Raw genomic sequence first — 20781 nt, 5'->3', positions numbered from 1 at the left:
ATTGACAACAATAAACCGTTCATTATTTAATGAAAGTGATCGGGAATATTCCGCCAATCTCGAAATGAAAGATTCCCGAAGCCTAAAGGACATAGTTTCAACATGAAACCGTTGCGATTATACCCACAGGAAAAAAACGGTTAACAACCTAGTGTCACGTCAAGGATGAAATGTCATAATATTTCTCAGGCATTTTTTGTGCCGGCAAGGCACGTGTTGGGTTAGCAGCGCTATGTAACCCAACACGTAACGCAGGAGGCGCGAAAAACGACGAGAAAGATGTGACGGTTCAGAGTTGACGTGACACTAGTCCCTGCCCGGCATTCATTTACTCCGCTTATCAAGGAATGGTCGACAATGATGAGCATTCGCACCAAACTCCTCTTTCTCATTTTTTTCTGCTTTATTGTCTCCATTGTAACACTCAATTATTTCCACCTGAAGGCCTGCGAATCCCCATTTAATCGCAGGCATCTTTCCATATTAAGCGCCCTCGCCGCCTCCAAGGCGAAGCAGATCACCTCCCGGATTGAGCACGACTGCGATTGTATCGCACTGGTCGCGTCCCGGACAAAACTGCGGCAATGCCAGGTGGAATTTCTCTCCGGATCTCCCGAACGTGAAGCCAAACGGGCGTACATGAAAAAGATACTGGGTGACGCCCTGCCGTCGGTGAAGATTCTGGAGCATCTCTACACCACCGATCTTGCAGGCAGGGTCATCACCTCGACCGACAACAATGCAAAAGACGCTGACTTTTCCAATGTTATCCACCAGGGGAAAAAAGTGAATGATTTTTTCCTGGGCGATTTTTTCCTGAAAAACCATCAGCTCATGTATACCATTGCCGCGCCCATGGCAAACCCGTTTAACAAAACCGAAAACCAGACCATCGGCTTTCTCGTGGCCCAGGTGAAAGCCACGGCGCTCTTGGATATTCTCAGAGATTATACCGGCCTGGGAGAAAGCGGAGAAACCCTTCTCGCGGTACGACAGGAAGACAGCCTTTCTTTCATCTCACCATCCCGCCACCGACAAACCGAACCTCTTGAGCTTCAAATCCCCGCAGACAGCAAACATGTCGCAATACCGATGCAGCGGGCACTTGCCGGAGAAAATGTATTTGTCACCGCACCCGACTATCGAGGTGTGGAAGTCCTGGCGGCCTGCCGCTTTCTCCCGGTCGGCAACTGGGGGCTTGTTGCAAAAATTGATGCCGAGGAAGCTTTTGCCGGCATCCGTAGCCTGAATGCCACAATGACTTTCAGCAGCGTTGCTATTCTCCTCTGCTCCATCACTATCATCGGCGTCTTTATCAGTCTGCTGATCCGCCCCTTATCCACACTGCTCGACGGCATACAAACCATCAAAACCGGCTCGCTTGACCATCGGATTCCGGTGACCACCCAAGATGAGCTTGGACAACTGATCACCGCCTTTAACGGGCTGCTTGACCATTTACAGAAAGTTACTGCATCACGGGAACTTCTCGATCAGGAGGTCGAAGAACGAAAACAGCTGGCCGACAATCTCCTCTCCGAGCACCAACAATTGAAAGCGGCCCAGTCGCAGATCCTGCAGCAGGAGAAAATGGCCTCCATCGGCCAGCTTGCCGCAGGCGTTGCCCACGAGATCAACAACCCCATGGGTTTTATTCTCAGCAATCTGAATACTTTAAATAAATATTCGGCGCGGCTCCTTGAGTTCCTGGCCGCCCAGCAGGAAAAGCTAAACGAACTGACAGGCCCATCCAGAGAGGCAACTGCAAAATCAGAAAAACTCGACACACTCCGCAAATCCTTGAAGATCGAGGCGGTGACCGGCGACATTAACAATCTGATCGCCGAATCCATCGAAGGGGGTGAACGGGTCAAGCAGATCGTCCAGAATCTCAAAAGTTTTGCCCATATTGACGAGGAAGAGCATAAGGAAGCTGATATCAACCAGTGTCTGGAATCCACCCTTAATATTGTCTGGAATGAACTCAAATACAAATGCACAGTGAACAAGGAATACGGCGAAATTCCCCCGATTATGTGCAACCCGGGCCAGTTGGGCCAGGTATTCGTAAACCTTCTGGTCAACGCGGCCCAGTCCATCGAAAAACAGGGCGAAATCACCATTGCGACTCACTCGGTCGGTGACTGGATAATCATTGAAATCTCCGACACCGGCTGCGGTATCCCGCCGGAAAAACTCTCCCGGATCTTTGAACCTTTTTTTACCACCAAGGAAGTGGGCAAAGGAACCGGACTTGGCCTATCGATCGCCTATGACATTATCACCAAACACCACGGCGAGATCGTTGTCGAAAGCGAGATCGGCCAGGGCACAAGCTTCACGATCCGCCTGCCGATAGAGGGAAAGGAATCATGAACAAGCCCCTCCTCAATTTTGTTTCAGCCTTTCTGGCAACCGCTTTTTTCCTTGCCCCCAATGCTGCAATGGCCAGCGTTGGCGATACCGTATACAAGGTGGCGGTCGACCGGAACTACGCGCCGTACGAGTTCGTCGATGTCGATGGTGAAATCAAGGGCTTCACGCCGGATCTCCTGCAGGCGATCGGCAAATCAACCGGGGTCACTTTCCGGCTCGTTCCGATGGACTGGCCCGAGGCAGTCGCTTCACTTGCCGACGGACGGATCGACCTGATCAACATGATCAGAACCCCGAAACGTCAGGAGCAGTACGAATTCTCCGAACCGCACAGCTACATCAAGCAGGGAATCTTCCGAAACATCTCCTATCATGACATCACCGATCTATCTTCGCTGGCAGGCCATCGGGTCGCATTGCAGAAGGATGACATCTCCCTTGAAATGCTTGCTGGACGCATCGATTTCAAGCGCACGATCGTCCATAACAAGACGGAAGGATTCCTTCTCTTGAACGCCGGCAAGGTTGACGCCTTTCTGGCCGCCGAACAGGCCGGGCTTCGCCTGATCAGGGAATACGATCTGGCCAATGTGGAACCGGCGGCAGTGGACCTGTTCCCCAGAGATTACTGCTTTGCTGCCCGTATGGGAAATAAGCATTTGATCGATCTTCTGAACGGCGGCCTGAAACACCTCAAAACATCCGGCAGCTACAATGAAATAATCGAGACATGGTTCACTCTTAAACCACCCGACCATAGTTGGCTTGTCCATCACTGGCACAAGGTGGCGGGATTTATCGGGGTAATATCAGCACTTCTGATCTGTTTCATCGTCTGGAGTGTGATGCTGCGGAAAGCTGTCGACCAGCGGACCCACGCAGTGCGCAAAAGCAGGGACACCCTGAACGAGGCCCAGCGGATCGCCCGGCTCGGCAGTTGGGAATGGGACATCGAATCCGACACCCTGCATTGGTCGGACGAAGCATTCCGCATCTTCGGGATCGACCCCGAAAAATTTACCGCCGATTTCAAGGCTTTTATCGAGGCCGTTCATCCCGATGACCGACTGCGTGTCCGGAATGATGTTGAAAAGGCGATCCGCGACGGAATAGCTGAATGGACCATCGATTATCGGATCCTCCTGCCCGGAAATGAGCTGCATTATCTCCATGAGGAAGCCAGATCGGTCTTCTCACCGGACGGCCGGGTGGTGAAAAGAGTCGGCACGGTGCAGGATGTCACAGAGCAAAGAGAACTGGAGGATTCCCTGCGTCGAATCAACCGCAAGCTCACGGCGATCAGCAACTGCAACCAGATCCTAATGAAGGCCGAGGAAGAACAGACCCTGCTTGACGAGGTCTGCCGGATCATCTGTGAGGAGGCCGGCTATCGTCTGGCCTGGGTGGGATTTGCCGAGCATGATGCGGAAAAAAGCATCAAACCGGTGGCCTGGGACGGTTTTGATTCCGACTATGTGGCCGAAGCCAAGCTTTCCTGGTCCCCAGAAACGGAAAAGGGGCAAGGCCCCGCCGGGATGGTGATCCGAAGCGGGACGACCATCCAGGTCCAGGATTTCAAAACCGACCCTCGCCTGAAACCCTGGCGGGAAAGCGCCCTCTCCCACGGCTACAGATCCGGAATGGCCCTCCCCCTCAAGGATGAAAGAGGGGTAACCTTCGGCGCACTCCTCATCTATTCCGCCGAGCCGTATACCGCCACCCCGGAAGAAATCACTCTCATGCAAGAGCTGGCCGGCGATCTCGCCTTCGGGATCACCGTGCAGCGCAATCGTGCGAAACAACGCGAGGCAGAAAGGGCCTTGCGGGAAAACCAGAAGCTGTTGCTCGAAGCCCAGCACATGGCCCATATCGGCAACTGGTGGCACGATCTGGTGACCGGCGAAATATTCTGGTCCGAAGAATTTTTCCGGATCCTCGGTATCAAACCGCAAAAACCGACCCCGGCACTTGCCGCAGAACTGTTTCATCCCGACGACCGGCCGATTCTGGACAAGGCCATGCAAGAGTCGGCGACCGGCAAAATGAAACATGAACAGGACTTCCGGATCATCCGCCCGGATGGTGAAGTTCGCTGGATCCATAATCACTGGATCAGGGTAAACGATGAAAACGGGATGGAGATAAAACGTGTCGGGACACACCAGGATATCACCGAGCGTAAACTGGCGGAAGAAGAGATTCGGCAGCATCTTGACCGGCAAAAGACCCTTCTGGACTTGTACCGAACAATGACCGAAGCGCCGGTACGGGAAATTCTCTCATTCGTCGTCGACCGGTGCGTCAACCTGACCGGAAGCACCATCGGCTTCATCGGACTGATCAGCGACGACGACAGTTACATGGAGGCCCAGATCTGGTCGGAAACCGCCATGGTGAATTGCCCCCTCGACACTCCGGCCCGCTTTCCGCTTGAGGATGCCGGCCTCTGGGCAGAGCCGGTGCGGAAGCGCGGGACAATCATCGTCAATGACTATAGCGAACCGCACCCGGCCAAGAAAGGCTGTCCCGATGGGCATCTTGAACTTGTCCGCTTCATGGGTGTTCCATTGGTTGACAAGGATCGGGTGGTTGCCGTGGCGGCTGTTGCCAACCGCCAGGAAGCGTATGTCGAAACAGACCTCGACCAGATGTCACTTTTCCTAGAAGGCATGTGGGTACTCATCAAGCGGAAACGGGCCGAAGAAGACCTCCGCACCCTTAATGATCAACTGGATGCACGAGTAAAGGAACGAACGGCTGAACTTTCGACCATGAATGCGGAGCTGGAACGGATGAACAAGCTTTTCGTCGGTCGCGAACAGAAAATGATGGAGTTGAAGAACAAGATTAAGGAACTGGAGGAGGAGAAAGCATAAAGATCCGACCTGCGTTTTTCACAAAGGTCAGCTTGAGTCTGTGGATACAGATGGCAACCGGAAATGAGACCGTTGAGGAACGCGTAATACACTTACTATAAAAACCGAAGAGAAAGGAGGTCGCCATGAAGTATTTCGAAAAGAAATTCTGTCTTCTGCTCATTCTACTCCTGCTGATAGCTTTGCCCTTGCGAGAGGCGGCTGCAACGAACAGAGAAAAATACACCATCGGCGTCATCCCCACCTGGGATCCGGTGGTGACCCATACCCAATGGATCCCGTTCGTGGAAAAGCTGGCAAAGAAAACCGGGCTTTCATTCAAACTGAAAATCTATGAAACAATGGCCGACTTTGAACGGGACATCGTTTCGCCGACCGGGCCGGATTTCATTTTTGCCAACTCCCTCCAAGCGGTGGTAGCCCACGAGGCACAAGGCTACCTTCCCCTGGTGAAAGGCAGCGCTTCCATCCGGGCAGTACTCTTCGTCCGCAAAGATTCGCCCGTGCACACGGTCGAAGAGCTGGCCGGAAAACGAATCGCCTTTGTCGGCGATAAAAACCTCTGAACCGTGTACATCAGACACGTGTTGTCTGAAAATGTAAAAAATCTTCCTTTCTCCAACGAGCTTACGGGCTCGACCCGCAACGTACTGCTTGCCGTAGCCCTGGGAAAAGTCGACGCTGGCGCGACGCTCAGCCCTTCGTTCGAAAGGGAGCCAGAGGATATCCGGGCCCAGCTCCGCACTATTTTGGAAACGGAAGAAATACCCTCCCACCCCCTCTCGGCCCATCCCCGGATTTCGGAGGCGATAGGAGCCATGATCAAGCAAGCTGTTCTGGATATTGCCGCAACACCTGAAAACGCCGGGCTCATGAGGCAAATCCGATTGCCGGCTCCGACAGCAGCGGATTACGTGAGTGATTACAAATCACTGGAAAATGTGAATGTGAAACACTTGTCAAACTGGGGTGAATGAAATGCCCATTGTACCCCGTCGCCTCTCTTCGCGACTGATTCTTCTGGTCTCCTTCATCCTGCTGTCCACCGGAATAACCTCCGGCTGGATGATGGCGGGGAAGCAGGCGAAAATGCTCGCCGACTCCATGCGCCGCAACGCCGCGCTCATGGCCGAGAACCTGGCAGAGCGCTGCGCTTACCACATGGTGCTGAACGACTATGCGGGGCTGGAAGGAATTCTGGTGCAGGCAACGGATAAAGCGGACATAAAGCGGCTCCGGGTTTCAGAACCGAACGGGTTCGTGCTCGGCGACGTGATGAACGGCCCCGATGGAAAACCGCAGCGCGGCAGCCCGGGCGTAATCAATCCTCCTCCACCCTCATTTACCCCGGATTCTATGATCGAAGGCAATGAACTCGTCGTCCGGCAGCCGATCTCTGCCGGCGCCCCCCTGGGTTGGCTCGAAGTGACTTTTGATCTTTCCTCCATTCAGTCCATTGAAATGGAGGCCCGGAAATACACTATACTTTTCTCTCTGCTCTGGGTTGGATTAAGCGCTTGCCTGCTTCTCATCATGCTGCGTCCTCTGGTTCGATCCATCGGAGAACTTACCGATTTTGCCAGGCGTCTTGACCAACGAAAAGGGGAACGGATCTCGATAAGTCAACAGCAAACAGAGGAAATCACCGAACTGGCCGTGTCATTAAACGATGTTTCTCTGAAGCTGCTCTCCTCTGAGAGGCAGATGCTTGAGGACCGGGAGCTATTGCTCAGGAGCGAAAAAAAATACCGGTCTCTCATTGCCATGGTGGGGACAGCCATTGTGGTCCATGACGGCAACGGTCTTATCCTGGAGAGCAATCCCAGGGCCCAGGAATTGCTCGGCCTTTCTGCGGATCAGCTCCTGGGCAGGGAGGTAATTGATCCCGATTGGTGTTTCCTCCGTGAAGACGGCGCCATCTTGCCGGTTGACGAGTACCCGGTCAGCAAGGTTCTTGCCTCTCGTCAACCGCTTCGCGATTACGTGATCGGATTAAGTACTCCGGGGCACGATCACATCTCCTGGGTATTGGCGAATGCCGAGCCGGAGTACAACGACAACGGAGATGTCCGCCAGGTTATTGTTTCCTTTATGGATATCACCGAGCGTATGTTCGCGGAGCAGGTGCGGCTGAACAACCTCCGTCTTTTCGAAACCCTGGATCTGGTCAACCGGGCTATCCAGGGTTCGGAAAGTCTTGAACAGATGATGAGCGATGTTCTTGATGAGGTGCTTTCAGTCTTTGATTGTGACCGTGCGTTTCTGATGTTCCCTTGCGACCCCGAAGCGAAGACATGGTCCGTGCCCATGGAGCGCAACAAACCGGACTATCCCGGCGTCCTGAACCGGGGAATTGAGATCCCGATGGATCCGGAGGTTGCCGGAACCCTCCGTATTCTTTTAAATGCTGACGGACCGGTGAAATTCGGACCGGGGACCCCGCACAAGTTACCGGCAGACGTATCGGAACAGTTCGGTTTTAAATGCTTCATGTCCTTGGCTGTCCATCCTAAGATCGGCAAACCCTGGCAGTTCGGCATCCACCAGTGTTCGCATGCTAGGGAGTGGACAGCGGAAGAGGAACAGCTCTTTCTGGAAATCGGCAGACGGCTGACGGACGGCCTGACCAGCATGCTGATAAACCGGAACCTGAAAGAAAGTGAAGCACGCTTCAGCACCTTGGTCAACCAGGCTGCCGATGGGTTTTTTCTCCACGATTTGGAAGGACAAATCCTTGAGATCAATCAAACGGCCTGCAAAAGTCTCGGCTACACCCGGGAAGAGCTCTTGCAGATGAACGTCGCCGAGGTGGATGCCGAATTTATCAGCCATGATCATGTAAGAAATTTCTGGAGCAAATTGTCCGTCAACCATCCGGTGACCCTCGAAGGGGTGCATAAAAGAAAAGACGGAACAACGTTTCCGGTCGAGGTTCGTCTTGGCCTTCTGCAATTTGAAGACCGCCGGGTCATTCTTGGTTTGGCCCGTGATATTACCGAACGAAAGTCAGCCGAGGTACAAATGCTCCGCTCGGCCCAGCGGTTGCATCTGCATATGGAACAGTCTCCGCTCGGGTATCTGGAATGGGATGAAAATTTCCGCGCGGTCGAATGGAATGCCGCCTGTGAGCAGATATTCGGCTACTCCAGAGAAGAGGCTATTGGCCACCATGCCAGGGATTTGATCCTGCCGGAAGCGGCCCACGATCTCGAGGACGGGATTTTCCGGAATCTGATAAATCGGGAAGACGGGCGGCACAGCATCAACGAGAACGTCACCAGGGATGGCCGCACCATCATCTGTGAGTGGTTCAATACAACCCTGGTCGACAAGGATGATAAAGCCATTGGCGTCGCTTCAATCTGCAACGATATCACCGAGCAAAAACGGATGGAGATCGAACTTGCCGGATACCGGGAACATCTCGAGGAGCAGGTGAAGGAACGCACGACCGAACTGGAGACGAAAAGCTTGCAGCTGCAGGACAGCCGACATGCCCTGATTAACCTGGTGGAAGATCTCAACCAGAAAACCGAAGAACTGGAAGCCGCCAATGCCAAGTTGCAGGAACTCGACCGCCTGAAGTCGATGTTCATCGCCTCCATGAGCCATGAATTGCGCACCCCTTTGAACTCAATCATTGGCTTTTCAACCATCGTGCTGGACGAATGGTTCGGCCCCTTGAATACCGAACAGAAAGAAAAGCTGGCCACTGTGCTTCGGGCCGGTCGTCATTTGCTGGTGCTGATCAACGACGTGATCGATATCTCGAAGATTGAGGCGGGAACCATCGACCCCCTTGTTGAAGACTTCGAGCTTGAGGCGCTGGTTAAAGAGGCAGTGGAATATGTAAAAACCGACATTGAGAACAAGAAGCTTCATCTTGAGATCAAAATGAAAAACTGCCGTCTCCATACCGACCGACGGCGATTATTCCAATGCTTGCTCAATCTGCTCTCAAATGCCGTTAAATTCACCGAGGACGGAGAAATCCAGGTGAATGCCGGCCTTGTTGTCCCTGAAGATCGTAACCGGGTGCGGATCGAGGTCCGTGACACCGGGATAGGAATTGCCCCCGAGGATCAGGCGAGACTTTTTACCCCTTTTTTCCGAATTGAATCCCCCTTGGGGCCTCAGGCGAAAGGGACCGGTCTCGGGCTTTATCTTGTACGGAAGATCTGCCACGACATCCTGCACGGGGATGTCGGAGTCAAAAGCGAACCGGGAAAAGGCAGCCTGTTTTTTCTGACTGTTCCGCTCAGTGGAGAAACAAAGGGAGAAACGGATGAAAAAGGTACTGGTGATTGAAGACAATCCGGACAATCTGGAGCTGATTTCCTGCGCCCTCAAACGCTCGGGGTACGAGATACTCGCCGCGATATCAGGGGAAGAAGGCCTGGAAGTCGCCATCCGGGAAAGGCCGTACTTTATTATCATGGATATCGACCTGCCGGGCATGAACGGTTTCGAGACGACGAAAAAAATCAGAAGTTCATCGACAAGCCGCGACATACCGATCATCGCCGTCACTTCATATGCCATGCGAGGTGACCGAAAGAATATCATCGACAGCGGTTGCACCGGTTATTTCGAAAAACCGATCGACCCGTTGACCATTGTGGACGAGATCCATAAAATCCTTCAAGAGGCTGGCACATGAGAATTCTTGTTGTGGACGACAATCACGATGACCGGACCCTGCTGAGGCACATTGTTGAAAAGAACGGACATACGGCGATTGAAGCGCGGGACGGCAGGGAAGGACTGCGGATGGCGGAAATCAACCGACCTGATCTCATTATATCCGATGCGTTGATGCCGATAATGGATGGTTTTATGTTTTTGAAGAAAATTAAGGAAGATCCTGCGCTGAGTACAATTCCATTTATCTTTTATTCGGCCAACTATCAGGCCAATCAGGATGTGGAACTTGCCGAAAGCATGGGCGCCTGCTCCTATATTTTCAAGCCGAAAGATCCTAAAGAATTGTGGGGCGAAATCGAACGAACAGCAACTACCTGCCGCGACAAGGCGAAAACCCCCCCGGGAACACTCAAAGAAGACCAGATGAAATATCTGGAAAAATACAGGGACATTCTTGCGACCAAACTCGAACAGAAAGTTGCGGAGTTGGAAATGGCCCTGCAGCAACGGAATCAGGCCCAGAAACAGCTAACCAAACAGCATGAATTTTTGCAAAGAGCCCTTGACGCCCTGACTCATCCCTTCTTGATCATCAACGTTCACGATCATTCCATAGACCTTGTCAACGAAGCGGCAAGATCCTGGGAGTACAGACCCGAAATAAAATGTTATGAGCTGATCTACAATAGGACCGCACCCTGCACCGGACTTGCACACCCGTGTCCGATCGACACAATCAGGGAAACCAAAAAATCCGTGGTCTTCGAACACCGTCACCAGTATGCAAACGGTGACCAGAAATTTTTTGAAGTGCATGGATATCCGGTTTTCGGCAATGATCAGGAAGTGAGACAGATCATTGAATACTGTATCGATATTACCGACCGTAAAAAGGAAGATGAAGAACGGAGGCGACTCACCACGCTCATTGAACAGACAGCGGACAGCATCATCATCACCGACCGTAACGCGACAATCCAATACGTCAACCCGAGTTTTGAACGGATCACCGGATATTCCAGAGACGAAGCCGTCGGCAAAACCCCGAGGATTCTCAAAAGCGGCAGCCAGAGCACCGATTTTTACCGGAAAATGTGGGCCACCCTGAAAAGCGGACAGGTCTGGCGCGGCGAACTCACCAACCGCAAAAAGGACGGCACCCTGTTTGTAGAAGAAGCCTCTATCACTCCGGTTCACAACAATGCCGGTAAAATCACTACGTATGTAGCAATCAAGCGGGATGTGACTGAACAAAAGCAGCTTGAAAAGCACCTTCAACAGGCTCAGAAAATGGAGGCCATCGGCACTCTGGCCGGAGGCATTGCCCACGATTTCAACAATATTCTCACCGCCATTCTCGGTTATACGAGATTGGTCCTGGATGAGCTGCCGAAACAGAGCGAACTCTATTCGTTTCAGGAGCAGGTACTCCATGCCGGCAACAGAGCCAAGGACCTTGTCAACCAAATTCTGACTTTCAGCCGCCAGAAGGCCCAGGAACCGAAACCGGTAAAATTCCACCTGATCGTCAAGGAGGCGCTCAAACTTCTGCACTCTTCAATCCCCTCCAATATCAATATCAGATCCTCTATCGACCCGGAGGTCGGCATGGTCATGGCAGACCCGACCCAATTACACCAGATCGTCATGAACCTCTGTACAAACGCTTACCACGCCATGCGGGAAACAGGAGGCGACCTGACGATTTCATTGCGCTCCTGCTCCCCGGATGAAACGGATCGCATCTTTCCCGAAATTCCCCTGCCCCCGGCTCAATATATTAATCTTGAGGTAAGCGATACCGGCCACGGAATGGACCGGGAGACTCTTGAGAAAATTTTCGAACCCTACTTTACCACCAAGATAATGGGAGAGGGGACCGGACTCGGACTGGCAATCGTTCATAGTATTGTAAAGAGCTGCAATGGCCATATCGGGGTTTCCAGTAAAGTGAACATCGGCACGACATTCAACGTCTATCTGCCGAGGATTGAAAATCACACTTCCGATCCGGAAACAATTGCCAACGGAGAATACCCTGGTGGCAGCGAACGAATTCTCCTGGTGGATGATGACGGGGCCATTGCGGCCCTGGAACACCGAATGTTGACAGGCCTGGGATATCAGGCTGAATCATATACGGATTGCTCGGAGTTGCTTGGAAAATTTATGGCCAGCCCTGAAAGCGTTGATCTGATCATCAGCGACATGACAATGCCCGAGATGACCGGTGTGGAGATTTGTAAAAAACTTCGGGACATCAGGCCGGATATCCCGATCATCCTTTGTACGGGATTTAATGAACAGATCGATGAAAAGAAGGCCCTGGACCTCGGCTTCGATGCATTTCTGATGAAACCAGTTGCCACAATTAAACTGGCGACTGCAGTGCGAAATGTTCTCGACAAAAGATCCGCTGGCGGTTGAGGTTCGGTATTTCCCATCACCAGACGGCAAAAAACAACATGCTCTCAAAGATCCGTATGCATATGAAATATCCGGTCTGAAATCAGTCTGTCGCACAACTGTTCCTGAAGCATTCTAAAACCGCTATTTAGCGACCATTAATCATTGACAGCCTCTGCTTTTAACGCTAGTTTAGGCGATTGTTTTTTGGTGTGACCATGCCCGCCAGATCGATATTCCGGTTCTTAATGAATCTAAAAAATATAAAATTCTAAGGAGAATAAAATGGCAAACCTTGTTTTAGGCATTGCGGAGAGTATCAACATCATGGGCAACCGGAGCGGTAGCGCCATGAAGGAAAGAAAAAAAGGGCCGGTCCAGGAGATGGCCCGCGAGGAAACCGCCGCCGGCGCAGCCTTTCTTGATCTGAATATCGGTCCTGCCCGTAAAGACGGCACCGAACTTATGCCGTGGGTTGTCCAGGCGGTTGAAGAAGTTTCTTCCACCCCGCTCTGTCTTGATACCACCAACACCGCTGCCATGGAGGCCGGTTTTAAAGTGATCAAAAACAAGAAGGGGGCGATCATGAACTCCATCTCCGCCCAGCCGGAAAGAATGGAGAAACTGATCCCCGTCGCCGCCGAAGCGGGATGCCATGTCATCGCCCTTCTCTGGGGGCCGGACGGAATGCCCCGTGACTCAAACGAGCGGGCCGCGATGTCGGTTGACCTGATGATGGCCTTGAACGAGGCGGGAATCCCCAATGAGAAGATGCTGTTCGACCCGATCGCGACCCCGATCACCCTCGGCGCCGACCAGCTTGCCTCCGGCCTTGAGTTCTTGAGCATGCTGCCGGAAATCGCCCCCGGAGCCAGAACCACCATCGGTCTTTCCAACGTCTCCAACGGTGTAGACGAAAAACTGAGAGGATATCTTGACCGAACCTACCTGATCATGCTGATGTATTACGGCCTGACCACCGCCATCGTCAATTCCTACGACCCTGAACTGATGGCGATCTGTCGTGGCGAGCGCCAGGTGCTGGTTGATATGGTCCACGGGATGATTGAAGGCAATGACCCCGATCCGTCGACCCTCGACCAGAGATCGTTGGAGCATTACAAAACCTACAAGGTCCTCTCCGGCCAGAACGTCTTCTCCGAATCCTGGCTGAAACTGTAAGAGAGGCTGGATACGGATACAGGCTGCTCTCCCCATTGACAGCCTGCAGGAATGCTTTTCAGGGGGGCTGCAAGACAGTCCCCCTTTTGTTTTCAGATGGGAAATCGTATGGCCGATGTAACGTCGCATCACATGATTTACGGGACAACCACCGATTACGTAACCGGTGAAATGATCGTTGACACCGATGATGAACGATACCGCCAGAAACTCTGCCGGTTGCTGGTCGAAGAAAAAGGACACCGGAAAGAGGATCTTGAGGTCCGACAGAAGATTGAGACCCTGTTCGCCGGGCAGTTTGTCGTTTCCAGGATCGACATCATTGTGAAAGCGGGCGACCGCCGGGTCCTCATGATCCGTTACGGACCGGGGTCGCTGGTCACCCGCGAACGACCTGCTCTCGCCGCCGCCCGGGTTTTCTGCGAAGACCGGATCATCCCTTATGCCATGGTGACCAACGGCGAGGATGCCGAGTTGCTCGACACCGCAACCGGCAAGGTGATCGGCCAGGGTCTGGACGCCATTCCGGACCGCACGACATTGGATAAGCTCGCGGCTGAAACGGCTCCAACTCCTGCCCCAAAAAGCGACCGACGGGAAAAGGAGTTGCGGATATTGAATGCCTTCGACGTGGAAGTGTGCTGTGCCGGCGGTCCCTGCGCCCTGCCGCATGCCCCGGAAGGATGAGGTAGTGAAGAGTGAAGAGTGAAGAGTGAAGAGTGAAGAGTGAAGAGTGAAGAGTGAAGAGTGAAGAGTGAAGAGTGAAGAATTTTAAGCCCGGCCAGACGGAATTCAAGTTTTTTATTCCGGCGCCTGGCTTCCGGCTTCCGGCTTCTGAACACTATTTTAAAGGAGTACCCCGACAATGAGTAACTGGAGTAAAACGAGCTGGCAGAATTTCCCGGTACTGCAGCAGCCGAACTGGCCGGACCGGAAAGCATACGATGCTGTCATCGAGTCCATTTCCAACCTGCCGCCGCTGGTCTTTGCCGGTGAAATCAGGGTCTTGAAAAAACAGCTCGCCCTCGCAGCCGAAGGCAAGGCTTTTGTCCTGCAGGGCGGCGATTGCGCCGAAGAGTTTGCCAGATGTAACGCCCCGGCGATCCGGGAACTGCTCAAGGTCATCCTGCAGATGGCGGTCATCATCAGTTATGCCGGCGGCAAACCCGTCGTCAAGCTGGGAAGGATCGCCGGGCAGTATGCCAAGCCCCGCTCTTCGGATACGGAAATGGTAAAAGGGATTGAACTGCCGAGCTATCGGGGCGACATGGTCAACTGTATTGAGCCCACTCCGGAAGCCAGACGGCCCGACCCGAATCGCATGCAGGAAGGATATTTCCGGGCCTGCTCAACCATGAATCTCGTCCGCGCTTTTACCCGGGGCGGTTTCGCCTCTCTCGACCGGGTACACGCCTGGAACAACGAATTTGTCAAAGCCTCGCCACAGGGTCAGTCGTATGAAAAACTGGCCAAGAATATCGACCAGGCCATTAAATTCATGGAGTTGATCGGGCTCGACACCGAGATCCCGCAGATCAAACAGGCATCCTTCTTCACCTCTCATGAAGCACTGCTTCTGGGGTACGAGCAGGCGCTGACCCGCCAGGACTCAACCACCGGCGACTGGTATGACTGCAGCGCCCATATGCTCTGGATCGGCGACCGGACCCGGCAGCTTGACGGCGCCCATATTGAATTCTTTTCCGGGGTTTTAAATCCCATCGGCATGAAGATCGGACCCAAGCACGAGATTGACGAGATCAAAAAAATCTACACCAAACTGAACCCGGAAAACGACCCGGGCCGCCTTACCTTCATCACCCGTTTCGGCGCAAACAAGATCGGCGACTATCTGCCGAAGCTTGCCGAGGAGATGAAGAAAGAGGGCTTTAAACCGGTCTGGAGCTGCGACCCGATGCACGGCAACACCTACACGGCGGAATCGGGGTACAAGACCAGAAATTTCGATCTCATCATGCAGGAGATCAGGTCGTTTTTTGAAATTCACTGGAGCGTCGGCACCTTTCCCGGCGGGGTTCATTTTGAGCTGACCGGTGAAAATGTGACCGAGTGCACCGGCGGCGGCCGCAACATCACCGACGCCCATCTGGTCAACAACTACCAGACCACCTGCGACCCCCGCCTCAACGCCGAGCAGAGTCTGGAGCTGGCCTTTCAGATTGCGGAAATGCTGAGATAACAAAAAACAACAGAAAAAGTGGGGGGGAGAACATTCCGCCCCACTTTTCATGACCCGGCTCCATAACATTCCGAATCCCGGACCACCTCCCGAACCATATAGGCGATCGAGTGACCCCGGTCTTCAATCCGGAACCCGAATTTTTCATAATAGGAAACAAGCCTCTGCAGTCTTTCCTCGGAACATTCCCCGATCGGACGGGCTGAAACCCGGACCATCTTGCCCATCCGGTCCGCCATGATCAGCACGTGATTGATCAGGGCCTTGCCGATCCCTTCACCCCGATGATTTGCGGGCACCATGACGGTATCGATCGAAAATGCGCTGCTGCTCTCAGAAAACTGCAGCCGTGCATAGTCCTCATTGAGATACCACTTAATTTCGCCAACAATATTCATCAGTTATAACCGGTGTGCCCTCTGATCTTCTCTGCCAGTGCAAATGCAGGTTTGTCCATACTTGTTTTACAATCTCCGGAATGCCGGGACTCTCTTTACAGAGGATGAATGTTATTGAAACGAAGATCTCTTTACCCCATAAAAGACGAAGGAGTGTTAAAAAACACCCCCGTCCCTTATGGATATGACTGATAAAAAGGATCAGTTATTCACGCCAGTTCTTCCATCACCTTGGGGACCATCTTTTCCATCTCCATTTTGGCAAGTGCCTGATTGCCATCCGCTGCCATAATCACGATCGAGTGATAATGGACCTTGGCCTTTACCCCTGAACAGCGCATGATGATGACCCCTTTCGGCGTGCTGATCACCGACTCCTTGCAGGCATCAAGGCCGATCTTCACCGAGGCTTCATGGGCGGTCCTGAAGATATCATTGAAAGTCGCCCCCACGAGGCCAAGATCAATATTCGAATCCACCGTGTCCTGGACCAGAACCTCGCCGGTGAAATTCATGATTGCCGATGCCTTGTAACCGTTGATCTGCTTCAGACCCTTTAAATAACTGTCGAGCGCCATAACCTTCTCCTCCTTCTTGGGTTTCCGTGTGTATTTCATGCTCTTCACTTATGTTGAAAGATGCGAATGAACTGCTTCCCAGAAAAAATGATATGATTTTGACCATTGCCATTCATATAGGTAACCCCCCTCATTTAAGATAGGGGTTTTCCTGAAAGAGCGTGCGATAACGCCTACACACGGTGAAGGAAACAGGGAATCAGCAGGATGAAGGACGGAATCAAGGCAGGAAAAATGCCTAAACATCAGGTTTGATGATCCCGATGCGGTGGGCATACCGGTAGAGATCAAAATAGCGGGTGAAGTGAAGCTTTTTGAAAATGCTGGTTTTATGATTTTCTACGGTTTTTGGGCTCAGATTGAGAGTTCTGCCGATCTCCACCACCTTCTCACCGTCTGCAAGCATCCGGAAAACCTGTTGCTCCCTTTCGCTCAACAGCGAGTAGGACGGATCTCCCGCTCCCGCTCCGCCGGCAGCATGATTTTTCAGGAAATCAACGATATCAGGAGAAAGTTTGTTGTCGAGATAAGAACCGCCGCGCATAATGACATTGATGGCGTTCAACAGTTCATCATGGGCCGAATTCTTGGTCAGATATCCGGCCGCCCCGGCTTTCAGGGAGCGACAGACGTAATCGATTCCACCATACATGCTGAGAATCAGAACCCTGGTCCCGGGAAAGAAATCGGTTATTCTCCCGGTCAGGCTGATGCCGTTTTCCGCCCCGGACAGAGTGATATCGATAATCGCGAGATCGGGCCGGTGTTTTTCGACCAGATCAAAGGCCGCATCGGCTTTTCCGGTTTCCCCGACAATCACCAATTGACCACCTGCACTGCCCTGGATGATTGCCCGTATCCCCTCACGCACAACCGGGTGATCATCAACAAGCAGGATCTTCTTGCCGTTCATTTTCCCCTCCTTCTCAATACATGATACCCAACAATCATTATCATCAAACACATCAGCGCCATTTGTCAACCATTTAAATCAATCTGTTTGAAAGGCTTTGGCTGTCCGAAATTTTCCAATAGCAATATCCGGCTGGCGGAGAACTGAGGTTGGAGCATCCTTCGACAAGCTAAGGAGGAGCGGGCTTCGACAAGCTCGGGAGGAGCGATAAATAGTCATGCCGCTCATCCTTAGCCTGGCGAAGGGTGACCGTGAGCGTGTCGAACTGTCGAGGAATCATCGGCTGAAATTGAATGGTAATGCAGCTTGAGTAGTGATCCGCGCCATTCCGGAAATCCCGGCCAGAGAAAAATGAATGGAACGTTCTCCATGCATCGGGACATCATTCTTCAAGCATATAAAACCTCCTCGGTCGCAGAGAGCACTTATCTGCAGTAAACTTCCCTCCTTGATGTTAAATTGAAACAGGTATTTCAAAACCATTCCGGAATCAGGATATGGTATAAAAATCGGTGATCAGCTACAATTGCCGGTTGAAAACAATCATTCCCCCGGGGTAACCAATGCCATACCGCAGGACACCAGATGAAATTCTGACCGACCTGAAAAGCACACGGGAAGGTCTGACCGCAGCTGAGGCCGCACTGCGGCAGCAGCAATACGGTTCCAACGAACTTGAAACCAGAACAGCCATCAGCCCGGTCGCCATCTTTTTCAGCCAGTTCAAAAGCTTTATCATCTACATCCTGCTCTTTGCCGTCGCCTTCTCCCTCTTGATCGGCGAATACGTCGACTCGGTGATCATCCTGATCATTCTCCTTGCCAATGCCCTGATCGGATTTTTCCAGGAACTCTCCGCCAACCGTTCTCTGGAGGCCTTAAAAAAAATGACCGCCATCCAGGCAACTGTTTTCCGGAATGGCACCCTGGAAAAGGTGGATGCTAAAGAACTCGTGCCGGGTGATGTGATAAAAGTTGAAGCCGGGGACAAGGTCCCGGCCGACGCACGGCTCCTTGAAGCGGTACGCCTGAAAGCAGACGAAGCGGTCTTGACCGGAGAAAGCGTGCCGACGGAAAAAAACCAGGCCACCATCACTCGTGAAGTCCAGCCCGGCGACCGACACAACATGCTCTTCACCTCCACCTCGGTGGTTTCCGGAAACGGACTGGCGGTGGTAACCAGTACCGGGATGACTACCGAGATCGGGAAAATCACCCGCCTGATCAAGGAAACCGTTGAAGAGATGACCCCTTTGCAGAAAAGGCTTGACCGCTTCGGCAAAAAACTGGGGCTGGTCATTATCGCGGTCTGCCTCTTCATCTTTGTGCTGCTTTTCAGCAAAGACCTAATCATGGGGAAATTGAGCGTTCATTCGTTCATCTCATTTGCCTTTATCGCCATCAGTCTCGCCGTTGCCGCGGTGCCCACCGCTCTGCCGGCCGTAGTCACTATTGCGCTCAGTATCGGGGTGAAGAGACTGCTCGCGAAAAAAACCCTGGTCAGGCGTCTTTCCTCGGTTGAGACCCTGGGCAGCTGCGACCTCATCTGCACCGACAAAACGGGCACCCTGACCGAAAACATGATGACTGTCCGTTTCGCCTGGACTCCCGACGGAGAAGCGGAATTCTCCGGCAACGGCTACAATCCGCAAGGTTCCGCCTCTACACCCCTTGAGCCTCTCCTCTACCGGACCGCTCTTGCCTGCAACAATTCGTCACTGCAGGAAAGAGAGGGTGAATGGCTGATCACCGGCGACCCCACCGAAGCGGCCCTTCTGACCAGCGCTGCCAAAGCCGGGGTGGTTTTTTCAGGCGACCGACTGGACGAGCTGCCCTTTGACTCCGATCGCAAAATGATGAGTGTGCTGGTGGCTCAAAATGAAGGGCGGATGATGTATACCAAAGGCGCTCCGGACCAGATCCTCGACCGCTGCAACCGTGTCCTGATCACCGGCAGCGAAATGGAGATGACCGACCGGATGAAAAAAGAGATCCACGCCCGCAATGATTATTACGGGGCAAAAGCGTTGCGGGTTCTGGCTTTTGCCTGCAAACGCCAGGAAAACGAAGAGGATTTTTCCGAGGACGACCTGGTCTTCATCGGCCTGCAGGCCATGATCGACCCGCCCCGGGCCGACGTTGTCGATTCCCTGCGCCGTACCGCCCGGGCCGGAATCAGGGTGATCATGATCACCGGAGACTATCAGGAAACCGCCCGGGCCATCGGTTCGGAAATCGGCATCACCGGGAAGCTCTGCAGCGGCGTGGAAATGGACGGTTTTGATGACCAGACCCTGATCGAACGGTTGCGGGACAACACCAATCTCTTCTCCCGGGTCGTTCCCGAACACAAACAACGGATCGTCAGCGCATTGCAGAAAATGGGTCATATCGTGGCCATGACCGGTGACGGAGTGAACGACGCCCCGGCCCTGAAAAAGGCCAATATCGGGGTTGCGGTAGGCAGCGGCACCGATGTTGCCAAAGAGGCCTCCGACTTTGTCCTCCTCGACAACAGCTTCACCCATATCGTCAATGCGATTGAGGAGGGCAGGGGGATTTACGATAATATCCAGAAATCGATCATGCTGCTCCTGTCAGGGAATTTCGGTGAGGTGCTGATTATTTTTCTGGCGGTCATCCTTGGTCTGAACCTGCCTCTGACCGCAGTGCTCCTGCTGTGGATCAATATGGTGACCGATGGCGCCCCGGCCCTTGCTTTCAGTGTTGATCCTTACGGCAGTGATATCATGTCCCGCCCGCCGAAATCAAAGGATGAAGAAATTCTCCCTGCGGAAAAACTGGCGATGATCGGGCTGCTCGGCATTCTCGGTACCGCTCTCGCCCTGTTGCTCTTTACCTTTTCCGGGGGCCGTTCATCCGATGCGGCAGAGATCATACATGGCCAGACGATGGTCTTCAACTTTGTCGTTTTCTTTGAGGTCGTTCTGGTCTTCATTATCAGACAGGGCTACCGGGTGGCGTTCTTCTCCAATCGCTGGGTCTGGGGTTCGGTGTTCCTGTCGATTTTCCTTCAGGCCCTGATCATGTACACCCCGCTGCACAAAGTGTTCAGAATAGTTCCCCTCAATCTTGCGGAGATCATGATCATCGTCGGCGGCGGCTTTGCTGTCTGGGGCGTCTCTTTCCTGCTCCGGAACCTCATTCTGAAATTCTCCCGCAGCGGACATGCCGCTGTCTGATCGAG

At 52.9% G+C, this 20781-nt stretch carries 14 protein-coding genes; 11 read left to right on the top strand and 3 right to left on the bottom strand.

The window, feature by feature from the left end; genetic code table 11:
- The first annotated feature begins 357 nt into the window (after positions 1-357).
- The 10 genes from KKG35_07480 (at position 358) to KKG35_07435 (ending at position 15684) form a co-directional block, all read left to right on the top strand.
- A complete protein-coding gene (locus KKG35_07480; GenBank protein MBU1737970.1) occupies positions 358-2376 on the top strand; it encodes a HAMP domain-containing protein in 2019 nt (672 codons plus the stop codon).
- Positions 2373-5252 carry a transporter substrate-binding domain-containing protein gene (locus tag KKG35_07475; protein MBU1737969.1) on the top strand — a complete coding sequence of 960 codons (2880 nt, stop codon included), beginning with the start codon at positions 2373-2375 and terminating at the stop codon, positions 5250-5252. The genes KKG35_07480 and KKG35_07475 overlap by 4 nt, the downstream gene beginning before the upstream one ends.
- Positions 5253-5377: 125 nt before the next feature.
- Positions 5378-5818: a phosphate/phosphite/phosphonate ABC transporter substrate-binding protein gene (locus KKG35_07470; GenBank protein MBU1737968.1), complete on the top strand. Its 441-nt coding sequence runs from the start codon at positions 5378-5380 to the stop codon at positions 5816-5818.
- 21 nt (positions 5819-5839) lie between these two features.
- Positions 5840-6229: a phosphate/phosphite/phosphonate ABC transporter substrate-binding protein gene (locus KKG35_07465; protein ID MBU1737967.1), complete on the top strand. Its 390-nt coding sequence runs from the start codon at positions 5840-5842 to the stop codon at positions 6227-6229.
- 1 nt (position 6230) lies between these two features.
- Positions 6231-9560: a PAS domain S-box protein gene (locus KKG35_07460; protein ID MBU1737966.1), complete on the top strand. Its 3330-nt coding sequence runs from the start codon at positions 6231-6233 to the stop codon at positions 9558-9560.
- Positions 9538-9912, top strand: a complete 375-nt coding sequence (locus KKG35_07455; GenBank protein MBU1737965.1) for a response regulator — start codon at positions 9538-9540, stop codon at positions 9910-9912. Before KKG35_07460 ends, KKG35_07455 begins: the two co-directional genes overlap by 23 nt.
- Complete coding sequence (locus KKG35_07450) at positions 9909-12323, top strand: response regulator (GenBank protein ID MBU1737964.1); 2415 nt, start codon at positions 9909-9911, stop codon at positions 12321-12323. Before KKG35_07455 ends, KKG35_07450 begins: the two co-directional genes overlap by 4 nt.
- 264 nt (positions 12324-12587) lie before the next feature.
- Positions 12588-13484, top strand: coding sequence for a dihydropteroate synthase (locus KKG35_07445; protein ID MBU1737963.1), 897 nt, complete (start codon positions 12588-12590; stop codon positions 13482-13484).
- Between the two features lie 108 nt (positions 13485-13592).
- Positions 13593-14171 (top strand): type I restriction enzyme HsdR N-terminal domain-containing protein, encoded by a 579-nt coding sequence (locus KKG35_07440; GenBank protein MBU1737962.1) that lies wholly within the window; start codon positions 13593-13595, stop codon positions 14169-14171.
- A 178-nt stretch (positions 14172-14349) separates the two neighbouring features.
- Positions 14350-15684 carry a 3-deoxy-7-phosphoheptulonate synthase class II gene (locus KKG35_07435; GenBank protein ID MBU1737961.1) on the top strand — a complete coding sequence of 445 codons (1335 nt, stop codon included), beginning with the start codon at positions 14350-14352 and terminating at the stop codon, positions 15682-15684.
- 47 nt (positions 15685-15731) lie between these two features.
- On the opposite strand, the gene KKG35_07430 is transcribed toward KKG35_07435, so the two are convergent.
- The 3 genes from KKG35_07430 to KKG35_07420 form a co-directional block, all read right to left on the bottom strand.
- A complete protein-coding gene (locus KKG35_07430) occupies positions 15732-16082 on the bottom strand; it encodes a GNAT family N-acetyltransferase (GenBank protein MBU1737960.1) in 351 nt (116 codons plus the stop codon).
- A gap of 209 nt (positions 16083-16291) precedes the next feature.
- Positions 16292-16699, bottom strand: a complete 408-nt coding sequence (locus KKG35_07425; GenBank protein MBU1737959.1) for a hypothetical protein — start codon at positions 16697-16699, stop codon at positions 16292-16294.
- 199 nt (positions 16700-16898) lie between these two features.
- Positions 16899-17573 carry a response regulator transcription factor gene (locus KKG35_07420; protein ID MBU1737958.1) on the bottom strand — a complete coding sequence of 225 codons (675 nt, stop codon included), beginning with the start codon at positions 17571-17573 and terminating at the stop codon, positions 16899-16901.
- 563 nt (positions 17574-18136) lie between these two features.
- On the opposite strand from KKG35_07420, the gene KKG35_07415 reads away from it, so the two are divergent.
- A complete protein-coding gene (locus tag KKG35_07415; GenBank protein MBU1737957.1) occupies positions 18137-20776 on the top strand; it encodes a cation-translocating P-type ATPase in 2640 nt (879 codons plus the stop codon).
- Positions 20777-20781 lie beyond the last annotated feature (5 nt).

The sequence above is a fragment of the Pseudomonadota bacterium genome, from assembly GCA_018823285.1.
GTDB lineage: Bacteria > Desulfobacterota > Desulfobulbia > Desulfobulbales > JAGXFP01 > JAHJIQ01.
Note: the sequence above shows the minus strand (reverse complement) of the source record. Positions and strands in the feature narration are given on the sequence as shown.

What these genes read in the sequence shown, in the direction of transcription:
- KKG35_07480 (MBU1737970.1), top strand. Translation starts at nt 358, where the DNA reads ATGATGAGCATTCGCACCAAACTCCTCTTTCTCATTTTTTTCTGCTTT.
- KKG35_07475 (MBU1737969.1), top strand. Translation starts at nt 2,373, where the DNA reads ATGAACAAGCCCCTCCTCAATTTTGTTTCAGCCTTTCTGGCAACCGCT.
- KKG35_07470 (MBU1737968.1), top strand. Translation starts at nt 5,378, where the DNA reads ATGAAGTATTTCGAAAAGAAATTCTGTCTTCTGCTCATTCTACTCCTG.
- KKG35_07460 (MBU1737966.1), top strand. Translation starts at nt 6,231, where the DNA reads ATGCCCATTGTACCCCGTCGCCTCTCTTCGCGACTGATTCTTCTGGTC.
- KKG35_07455 (MBU1737965.1), top strand. Translation starts at nt 9,538, where the DNA reads ATGAAAAAGGTACTGGTGATTGAAGACAATCCGGACAATCTGGAGCTG.
- KKG35_07450 (MBU1737964.1), top strand. Translation starts at nt 9,909, where the DNA reads ATGAGAATTCTTGTTGTGGACGACAATCACGATGACCGGACCCTGCTG.
- KKG35_07445 (MBU1737963.1), top strand. Translation starts at nt 12,588, where the DNA reads ATGGCAAACCTTGTTTTAGGCATTGCGGAGAGTATCAACATCATGGGC.
- KKG35_07440 (MBU1737962.1), top strand. Translation starts at nt 13,593, where the DNA reads ATGGCCGATGTAACGTCGCATCACATGATTTACGGGACAACCACCGAT.
- KKG35_07435 (MBU1737961.1), top strand. Translation starts at nt 14,350, where the DNA reads ATGAGTAACTGGAGTAAAACGAGCTGGCAGAATTTCCCGGTACTGCAG.
- KKG35_07430 (MBU1737960.1), bottom strand. Translation starts at nt 16,082, where the DNA reads ATGAATATTGTTGGCGAAATTAAGTGGTATCTCAATGAGGACTATGCA.
- KKG35_07425 (MBU1737959.1), bottom strand. Translation starts at nt 16,699, where the DNA reads ATGAAATACACACGGAAACCCAAGAAGGAGGAGAAGGTTATGGCGCTC.
- KKG35_07420 (MBU1737958.1), bottom strand. Translation starts at nt 17,573, where the DNA reads ATGAACGGCAAGAAGATCCTGCTTGTTGATGATCACCCGGTTGTGCGT.
- KKG35_07415 (MBU1737957.1), top strand. Translation starts at nt 18,137, where the DNA reads ATGCCATACCGCAGGACACCAGATGAAATTCTGACCGACCTGAAAAGC.